This is a genomic window from Kitasatospora sp. NPDC056651 (assembly GCF_042792155.1).
GTDB lineage: Bacteria > Actinomycetota > Actinomycetes > Streptomycetales > Streptomycetaceae > Kitasatospora.
Genome location: NZ_JBHTWX010000188.1, coordinates 1 through 7,443 on the forward strand (window position 1 = coordinate 1; position 7,443 = coordinate 7,443).

Annotated in this window: 9 protein-coding genes; 6 read left to right on the plus strand and 3 right to left on the minus strand. The window is 69.1% G+C overall.

Annotation, left to right across the window (positions count from 1 at the left end; translation table 11 throughout):
- Positions 1-39: 39 nt before the first annotated feature.
- On the minus strand, positions 40-495 hold the full coding sequence (locus ACFRAR_RS37640; protein ID WP_380704777.1) for a Uma2 family endonuclease: 456 nt from the start codon (positions 493-495) through the stop codon (positions 40-42).
- 89 nt (positions 496-584) lie between these two features.
- On the opposite strand from ACFRAR_RS37640, the gene ACFRAR_RS37645 reads away from it, so the two are divergent.
- Positions 585-1,259, plus strand: a complete 675-nt coding sequence (locus tag ACFRAR_RS37645) for an NAD-dependent epimerase/dehydratase family protein (protein WP_380704779.1) — start codon at positions 585-587, stop codon at positions 1,257-1,259.
- 642 nt (positions 1,260-1,901) lie between these two features.
- Here ACFRAR_RS37645 and ACFRAR_RS37650 read toward each other — a convergent pair.
- Both ACFRAR_RS37650 and ACFRAR_RS37655 read right to left on the minus strand, forming a co-directional pair.
- On the minus strand, positions 1,902-2,432 hold the full coding sequence (locus tag ACFRAR_RS37650; RefSeq protein WP_380704781.1) for a GNAT family N-acetyltransferase: 531 nt from the start codon (positions 2,430-2,432) through the stop codon (positions 1,902-1,904).
- Positions 2,429-3,325, minus strand: a complete 897-nt coding sequence (locus tag ACFRAR_RS37655; RefSeq protein WP_380704783.1) for a hypothetical protein — start codon at positions 3,323-3,325, stop codon at positions 2,429-2,431. The genes ACFRAR_RS37650 and ACFRAR_RS37655 overlap by 4 nt, the downstream gene beginning before the upstream one ends.
- A gap of 727 nt (positions 3,326-4,052) precedes the next feature.
- Between ACFRAR_RS37655 and amcA the strand changes: the two genes are divergently transcribed.
- The 5 genes from amcA to ACFRAR_RS37680 all read left to right on the plus strand — a co-directional run bounded on the left by amcA (position 4,053) and on the right by ACFRAR_RS37680 (position 7,341).
- On the plus strand, positions 4,053-4,337 hold the full coding sequence (gene amcA, locus ACFRAR_RS37660) for a multiple cyclophane-containing RiPP AmcA (RefSeq protein ID WP_380704785.1): 285 nt from the start codon (positions 4,053-4,055) through the stop codon (positions 4,335-4,337).
- Positions 4,338-4,412: 75 nt separating this feature from the next.
- A complete protein-coding gene (locus tag ACFRAR_RS37665; RefSeq protein WP_380704787.1) occupies positions 4,413-5,099 on the plus strand; it encodes a pentapeptide repeat-containing protein in 687 nt (228 codons plus the stop codon).
- A 22-nt stretch (positions 5,100-5,121) separates the two neighbouring features.
- On the plus strand, positions 5,122-5,838 hold the full coding sequence (locus ACFRAR_RS37670; protein WP_380704789.1) for a hypothetical protein: 717 nt from the start codon (positions 5,122-5,124) through the stop codon (positions 5,836-5,838).
- 79 nt (positions 5,839-5,917) lie between these two features.
- Positions 5,918-6,271, plus strand: a complete 354-nt coding sequence (locus tag ACFRAR_RS37675) for a hypothetical protein (protein ID WP_380704791.1) — start codon at positions 5,918-5,920, stop codon at positions 6,269-6,271.
- 239 nt (positions 6,272-6,510) lie between these two features.
- A complete protein-coding gene (locus tag ACFRAR_RS37680; RefSeq protein ID WP_380704793.1) occupies positions 6,511-7,341 on the plus strand; it encodes a hypothetical protein in 831 nt (276 codons plus the stop codon).
- Positions 7,342-7,443: the final 102 nt, after the last annotated feature.

A 7,443-nucleotide genomic window follows, 5' to 3' on the forward strand; every position in this document is an offset into this window, starting at 1 on the left:
GGACTACTTCGGTAGTCCCGGGCAGCGGCGCTTCAGCCTCTACTCCCACGGCTTCCATCTGTCGGTGCCGATCTCGACGTCAAAGGGCTTCGGCAACCGGACGGTCTCGCCGAACTTCCACTCTCCCAGCACCTCGTAGGTCCCCTTGCCCCGGTTCGGCTCGCCGAACAAGGTGATGCCTGGCTGCCTCGGGTCACGGTCCACCGGCAGGTAGAACGGCACCCCGGGCCGTGCGTACCCGCTCCACTTGGTGGGCTTGCCCGACACGGGGCGCCGGTCGTTGTGGGCGCTGGGATACGCGGTGACCTCAGCTACCAAGCTGATCTTGTTCGGGCTTAGGTACCGGTCCTCCGACCTCGCCAACAGGTCCACCTCGGTGGTCACCACAACGAGGTCAGGGCTGTAGCCATCCCCGATCTCAGTGAGATCGACGCCGACGTGCTGCACTACCTGCCATGGGAAGCCGCCGCCTGAAGGCAGGCCCACCACTGCCACCCAATATTTTCCGTCGAAGGAGAGGTTTGTGCGGCGGTAGGTTGACAACTCGTCTGCGGACGAAGGCGTGTGACTGACAGGATCGGTGCATGAGGATCCTCGTGCTGGGTGGTGGCTGGTTCCTGGGCCGCGCGGTTGTGAGTGGAGCCCTGGAACGAGGCTGGGAGGTGACCACGTTCACGCGGGGACTGTCCGGTGTCCCGGTGCCCGGAGCGGTCGCCGTGCACGGCGACCGGGAACGCCTCGACGACCTGGCACGCCTGGCCGGTCACGGTCCGTGGGACGCCGTGATCGACACCTCGGCCTCGGAGCTGTCGCCGCATGTCGTCCGCTTGGGCGCCCGAACCCTGGAGCCGGTCGTCGGCCGCTACGTGTACGTGTCCACCATCGCGGTGTACGAAGGCTGGCCCACCGAACCTCTGAACACCTGCTCCCCGGCCTGGGCGGCTCTGACCTCCAACCGTCCGGACACCGCTCAGTCCCCGGACAGCACCTCAGGCATCAACCCCGACTACGGGCGGCGGAAGGCCGCGACCGAGCATGCGGTGACCGAGACGTTGGGGCTCGCCCGAACGAGTCTCCTCAGGCCGGGCGTGATCCTCGGCCCCGGGGAGTACGTCGGCCGGCTGCCGTGGTGGCTGCGTCGAGCCGAGCGGGGCGGACTGATTCTCGCGCCCGGGGACCCCGCGAGACGCTTCCAAGCGGTCGACGTTCGGGACGTCGCCACTTTCGCACTCGACCAGGTCGTGCCCGTCGATCACTAAGTCCACAACCTCGGCACCCCGACCGGCCGGGAGACGATGGGCGGATTCCTCCAGGCGTGCATGGACGTGACCGGCAGTACCGGGGAACTGCTGTGGGTGGAGGACGGGATCTTGCTTCGCCACGGTCTGCGCCAGTGGACCGAGCTTCCGCTGTGGTGGATCCACCCTGGTGTATCCGTCATCGACTCGTCCTCGGCAGTCGCGGCCGGCTTCCACAGCCGGCCGCTCGCAGAGACCGTGACCGACACGTGGCACTGGCTGAGCCAAGGCAATATGCCTGTTCCGCACAGGCGTTGGGCCAAGCACGGGATCACCCCGGCCAAGGAGCAGGCCATTCTCGACAGTGTGCGCCAGCTACTGCCTCCGCCGAGGGCGAGCCGCAGAGTGCCAGGCCCGAGAACCCGGGACGCGGACACCAGGTCGAAGCCGTCGATCCGTTCCGCTTGACCCTTCCCCGTGAGGCCCGCACCGCGCCACTCACGGGGAAGATCGAGCACAGGAGTGGGGGCCTCGACAGCGCCGTCCGGATCGTTTGCGCATCAACAGGGCGGAGACCAGACCGGCTCGGGCCTGGGGAGCGATGACGAGAGGGTGTGAGTACGGCAACATCGGCGTGCACTACCGGTCGCCGCCGTCCCAGGCTCAGTGGATCGGGCGGATCATCGCGGTCAGCCGGGGCGAGTTCGGAGAGGGCTGTTGAGCGTTGAACCCCTGATAGCCCCAGGTCTCGTAGAGTCGCTGGACCTTGCCGTCCCCGGCGAGCGGGTTGACCAGAAGGGTGACACGGCTCTCAAGGCGGTGGCGCAGCAGCTCGTCGTGGATCCGGCGCGCGACGCCCGTCCCGCGCCAGCGGATCCGGACGCCGATCTCCTTGATGGCCAGAGCCGGGGCTTCGGTGCAGCCGTCCGGCAGTGGCTCGGTCATGCGCTTCCAGTAGCGGTCGCCCGCCTCGATCGTGTTTCCGTAGGCGTAGCCGATCGGCACCTCGCCGTCGTAGCCGAGGACGAGCTCGAAGCCAGGCTCGGCGGCATGCCGGTCGAGGCGTTCGGCGAACACGTCGACGCGGTAGTTCGGCAGGTGCAGTAGGGGGGCCCGCACATCGGCGTACACGTTCAGCAGATCCTGCCGGGTCTCGGGGGCCAGGGCGGTGTGGTGGCGGAGCTCGACGGTCACGCGGGGGTCCTCCAGGTGTTGTGGGCGTATGCCGTCCAGGTGCGGTCCGGGCCGCTGCCGCCGGCCAGCGTGTGCAGCGAGGCGCCGAAGGCGGCCAGCATCCGGGTGACACGGGGGTGCGCGAAGTCCTCGGCCGGGATGGACATGGCGGTGGCGACCGCGGGCTCCAGGTCGCCCTGCCCGAGCTGGGCGCGGGCGAGCCGGACGGTGGTGATCGCTCGGGACCTCTGCATGGTGTCGCGCCGCTGGGCGATGCTGCGGTGCGCGTGTGCTTCCGCGTCCTCCCAGTTCCCGGCCGCGAGGTGGGCGGCGAGGGCGAGGGAGTCGAGTTCGGACTGGTCGTAGAAGGCGGTGATCCATACCGGTCGGGAGACATCGAGGTCGGCTCGGTTGAGGGCGTCCTGTGCGTACCCGATGGACCGACGGACCGCGTTGGAGTCCCCGGTCAGGCCGTGGATCGCTGCGTGGCGGGCGTGTCCGAGAGAGGCGAACAGCGGGTCGCGTCGGGTGATCGGCAGGCTGCGGGCGACCTCATTGGCGGCGAGCGCGTCGCCTGTCTGCCCGAGGTGCCGATACAGGCTCCCCGCGTGGGACCAGATGCGGAACCGGATGCCGGAGTCGCCGGACATCGCCGCCAGGGTGGCTGCCTTCTGGTGGTGTTCGAGGGCGGCGTCGAAGCGACGGCCGTCGATCGCGGCCCACATCGCCGAGGACATGAACGATGCCGCGCACGCGTACAGCTGGGCCCGGACCCGCTGCGTCGCGGTGCCGTTCTTCTGCAGGTCGAGGGTTTCCTCGGCGAGCGCGGCCGCCCTGGTCTCGATGCTGAGCCGACCGCCGTGGCGGTGGTCGCTGGCGATGACCTCGGCGAAGCGGGCCTGCAGTCTCCGCACGTCACCGACACCGATCCGGCCCCCCGCCGCCACGGCAGGCGGGCTCGTGAGCACGGTCACGGCCGCGCCTCCGGCCGCAGCTATGAATTGGCGTCGCCTCACATCGTCCTCCGGCGTGGTACGGGCCCGCCCGGTCGGGACGAAGCCCAGCTCTTCGGGCGCACATGCGAATACTGCCCTGAGTGCGAGGCGGATCTTCAACGGCGGCCACCGGGTCACGCCGGTCAGCCAGTTGTGCACCGTGCGCTCTGACACGGAGCCGAGCGTCCCCGTGAGGGTCCTGATCTCGGCGTTCACTTCGCGCGCCAACTCTGCCTTGGTCATGCGGCGTTCGGACATCCGGAGGCGGAGCGGGACATTGGCCGGCATGCGGTCAACGTAGTCGTGCTGTTACGCGCCGTGCACGGTGCCGGGTAATGGGACGGTCAAGTTTTCCGGTTGAGATGAACCAGAGTGCCTCGCAACTTTGCCTCACCGTACCGTCTGTGACGGTCGTTCACTGTTTGCATGCCGCTCGGCCCCGGGCGGCCCCGGTGCAGGATCCGGCCCCGTGAACGGTCCTGCACCGGCCCAGTCTCCAACCTTGGAGGAGCAGCATGATGCACTCCCCGGCCCGATATCGGCGCCGCATCGCCCGTCGTCCGAGGACGGTCGTTGTCCAAGCTGACTCTTTCTGCAACCTGGACTGCGCCTACTGCTACCTGCCCGACCGCAAGCGACGGGCCCCATGCCGGTCGCGATCGCCGAGGCGGTAGCCCGTTCCGTCGCCGAGTTCGCCGATACCTCGTCACCGGAGCCGGTCGAGGTGGTCTGGCACGCCGGCGAGCCGCTGGCCGTCGGCCGCACGCTGGCCACCAGCAACACCGCCGTCGTCGCCGACCTCACCGGCCTCACCGTGACCGGCCCCATCGCCGGACCGTTCGACAACCGGCCCACCTGGGACAACAACGGGCCGAAGTTCGACAACCGCCCCACCTGGGACAACTGGTCGAACAAGAACAAGGGCAAGTAGCGCCAACCCCGAACCACTCCGGGCCCGCACCAGCGGTGCGGGCCCGGCCCGACCTTCGAGAGAGCGGAGCCCCTCATGGATGGCATCACCTTCGGCCGTGTCACCGTGACCCTGCCCCACCTGAACGAGCCCGGCCTGTACCTGTCCAACGTCACCACTCTCGACTCCGCCCGGGGCATCGTCCAGGACTTCCAATACGGTGACGCCGACCTGCGGGACCTGGACCTCGCCGAGACCCGCCTCGTCACCGGCCGAGTCTCCAACCTGCGGGTCGACCGCATGCAGCTCGACCAAGTCCGCCTCGACTCCGTCGAGTTCGACACCTGCGACCTCGCCTCCGCCCGCATCACCGACAGCAAGCTCTCCCGGGTCGTCTTCCGCAACTGCAAGATCATGGGCGCCGGGCTCATCGGTGTGACCCTGGACAACGTCCTCTTCGACAACTGCAAGCTCGACTACGCGACCTTTGAGCAGATCCGGGCCACCGGCACGGTCGTCTTCTCCAAGTGTGGGCTCACTGAGGCGTCGTTCACTGGTTGCGACCTCGGCGGCGCGGTCCTCGACGCCTGCAACCTGCGGCTGACCGAGTTCGGCCGGGGCAAGTACCAAGGCATGGACCTGCGAGGCAGCGACCTCACCACGCTGCGGGGTGTCGCCAACCTCGACAAGGTCCTCATCGACCGCACCCAGCAGTCCGAACTCGCCGAAGCCCTGGTCACCGAGCTGGACGTGACCTTCGCCGACACCCTCGACGACCGGTAGAACCAGCCTGGGAGGCAGACGCGTGAGGCTCGCCATCGCCCATACCGATCCCGACACCCTCATCGCCAGGTGCGACAGCACCGGTGTCCGCATCGCTCGTGGAGAGCCCGACTACGAGGACGGGGCTGTTCTCCCCGGCGGCCCCTGGCAGCCCCTCACCGCCGTACTGGCGGCAGAACTCCGCCCGAACGAGCGGAGCGCCGACAGCGCGCTCGTGGAGCTGGTGAAGCTGCCCGACGGCCCTCCGCCGGTCACCCTTGCCCACCTCGCCGACCAACTCGGCGACCCCGACGCCGTCCACCTCGGCCAAGCCAGGAGCCCGGCCAAGGCGCTCACCACCACCCCGAATCACCAGAACGGCCGCCGCATCGGCCTGCACATCGACAATTGGGACAGGCTCTGCTACCAGGCCAAGCACACCGGTCGCCGACGCCTGTGCTTCAACCTCGGTCCCGGAACCCGCTACCTCCTGCTCGGTGGCCTCGACATCCAAGCCATCTACCGCGATCTCCACGCCGATCCCGAGGGCCGCTATCCGCACACCGACGACCTACGAGCCTACGCCGCCCTTGGCCTTCCCCTGCGTGTCTTCCGGCTGCGGATCGACCCCGGCGAGGGCTACATCGCCCCCACCGAACTGCTGCCCCACGACGGCTCCACCGAGGACCAGCCCCAACCGTCCACCGCCGCGTTCTGGCTCGGCCACTGGCCACGCGGCGTCCTGGCCTCGCTGATCTGACGCCGACCGGGGCGAGCTGTTCCACTGCCTGTGATGGTGGCAGTGCCGCACCCGATCCCCACTCACGTAGGAGACTTCCATGGCTGCTGCGCCGCAGCAAAGCCCCCGTCCGATTACGCCTCGGCTGCCGGCCGGACCGACCTTCGACCAGGAGCTGTGCGGGCTCGTGCTCGACACCGCACCTCGCCTGTTTGCCGTTGTCCAGGTGTCCGGAGAGGGCCTCCCGGACGTCGACGGGTGGGTCGTGGCCTGGGGGGTCGCCGACCACAGCGGGCTGGCGCACGTGATCGGCATCGACGGGCAGGCGCGAATGACCCTCACATCTCCCGATCGGGCGTTGCGCCATTTCGCCGGGCGATCGGGGATCACCGCACGGCTGGTCTGGCTCGCACAGTCGAGTGCGGCAGCAGTGGATCGGGCCGAAGCCGCCTGACCTCGACTTGCCGGCGCGAGCGGACCGTGATGGAGGCGGCGGACTCGGGTCTCGGAGGGGCAGCCGGTGGACCTAACGCTGGTCACGCACCGAATGTCACGAACATCTCACGTTGCGTCAACTGCCGTGGTATGTTTCGCATTCCAACCGAAAACAAGGCGACCCCGGCGGTGCTGTAACACCCCGGGGCCCGGCAACAGGAGCTGTAACTCCCGATGCGCGTCCATCGTAGCGCCCACGTGCGCAGTTTCACCGTGCTGTCCAACTGTGTGCTGCAGGATCGGCGGTTGTCCTACACCGCCCGTGGCCTGCTCGCGGACCTCCTTTCCCGGCCCGACGGCTGGCGTGAGGACGGTCGGCACATGGCCGACACCAGCCCCCAGGGGCGTGGCGCGATCCGTAAGGCGCTGAAGGAGCTGGCCGAGGCGGGCTTCTACCGGGTCGAGAAGATCCGCATGCCGGACGGCACGATCCGGACCGAGACCCACGTCTACGACACCCCGCAGCTCGTGCGACCGAGTGCCGCCCATCCGGCATCCGGTGAAGCGACTACCGGTTGCGCAGTCGGCCCTGTAGTAGAGAACCGGCAGCAAGAACCCACCCTCCCGCCGCCTCCGGACTCCGAAGAGGTCCGCGTAGCGGTGGCCACCCTGTTCCGGGTGATCCGACCCGAGCCGCGTCTACGACTGGGCGAGGCCGAGGCCCGGGAGTTGGCGCCCCTCGTCGCTCAGTGGCTGGAGCGGGGTGCGGTCCAGGCTGACCTCGCCCAGGCCCTGCTGCCGGGTCTGCCAACCCCGATGCACTCGGCGGTTGCGGTGCTCCGGTACCGCCTGGAGCGCAAGATGCCACCCGCCCGGCCCGTCGTACGGTCACCGGCCCGGTATGCCGAGTGTGCCAAGTGCCACGACCCCGTGCCCCGACCGGGGATCTGCCGCCCGTGCGCTGGCTTGACAGCCCGAACCCTCACAGGCGGCCAGGGGGCGGAGGTGGCAGCCGCTGGTGCCGCCCGAGTCCGAACCGCTCTGCGCTCCGCAGTGGCCGGCGGCCGGCCTGTGTATGTCGCCGTCTGAGACACGCGACCCCGCCGGTCCGAAGGGGCTCCGGCAGGACGGGGCCTTCTCGCTTCCGTCAGGTACGTCGCCCTGCTCCATCAGCGCCGCGCGCCGCCCGGC

Bases quoted from the DNA above. Each gene is read 5' to 3' on its own strand.
- ACFRAR_RS37645 (WP_380704779.1), top strand. From the start codon at position 585: ATGAGGATCCTCGTGCTGGGTGGTGGCTGGTTCCTGGGCCGCGCGGTT.
- amcA (WP_380704785.1), top strand. From the start codon at position 4,053: ATGCCGGTCGCGATCGCCGAGGCGGTAGCCCGTTCCGTCGCCGAGTTC.
- ACFRAR_RS37665 (WP_380704787.1), top strand. From the start codon at position 4,413: ATGGATGGCATCACCTTCGGCCGTGTCACCGTGACCCTGCCCCACCTG.
- ACFRAR_RS37675 (WP_380704791.1), top strand. From the start codon at position 5,918: ATGGCTGCTGCGCCGCAGCAAAGCCCCCGTCCGATTACGCCTCGGCTG.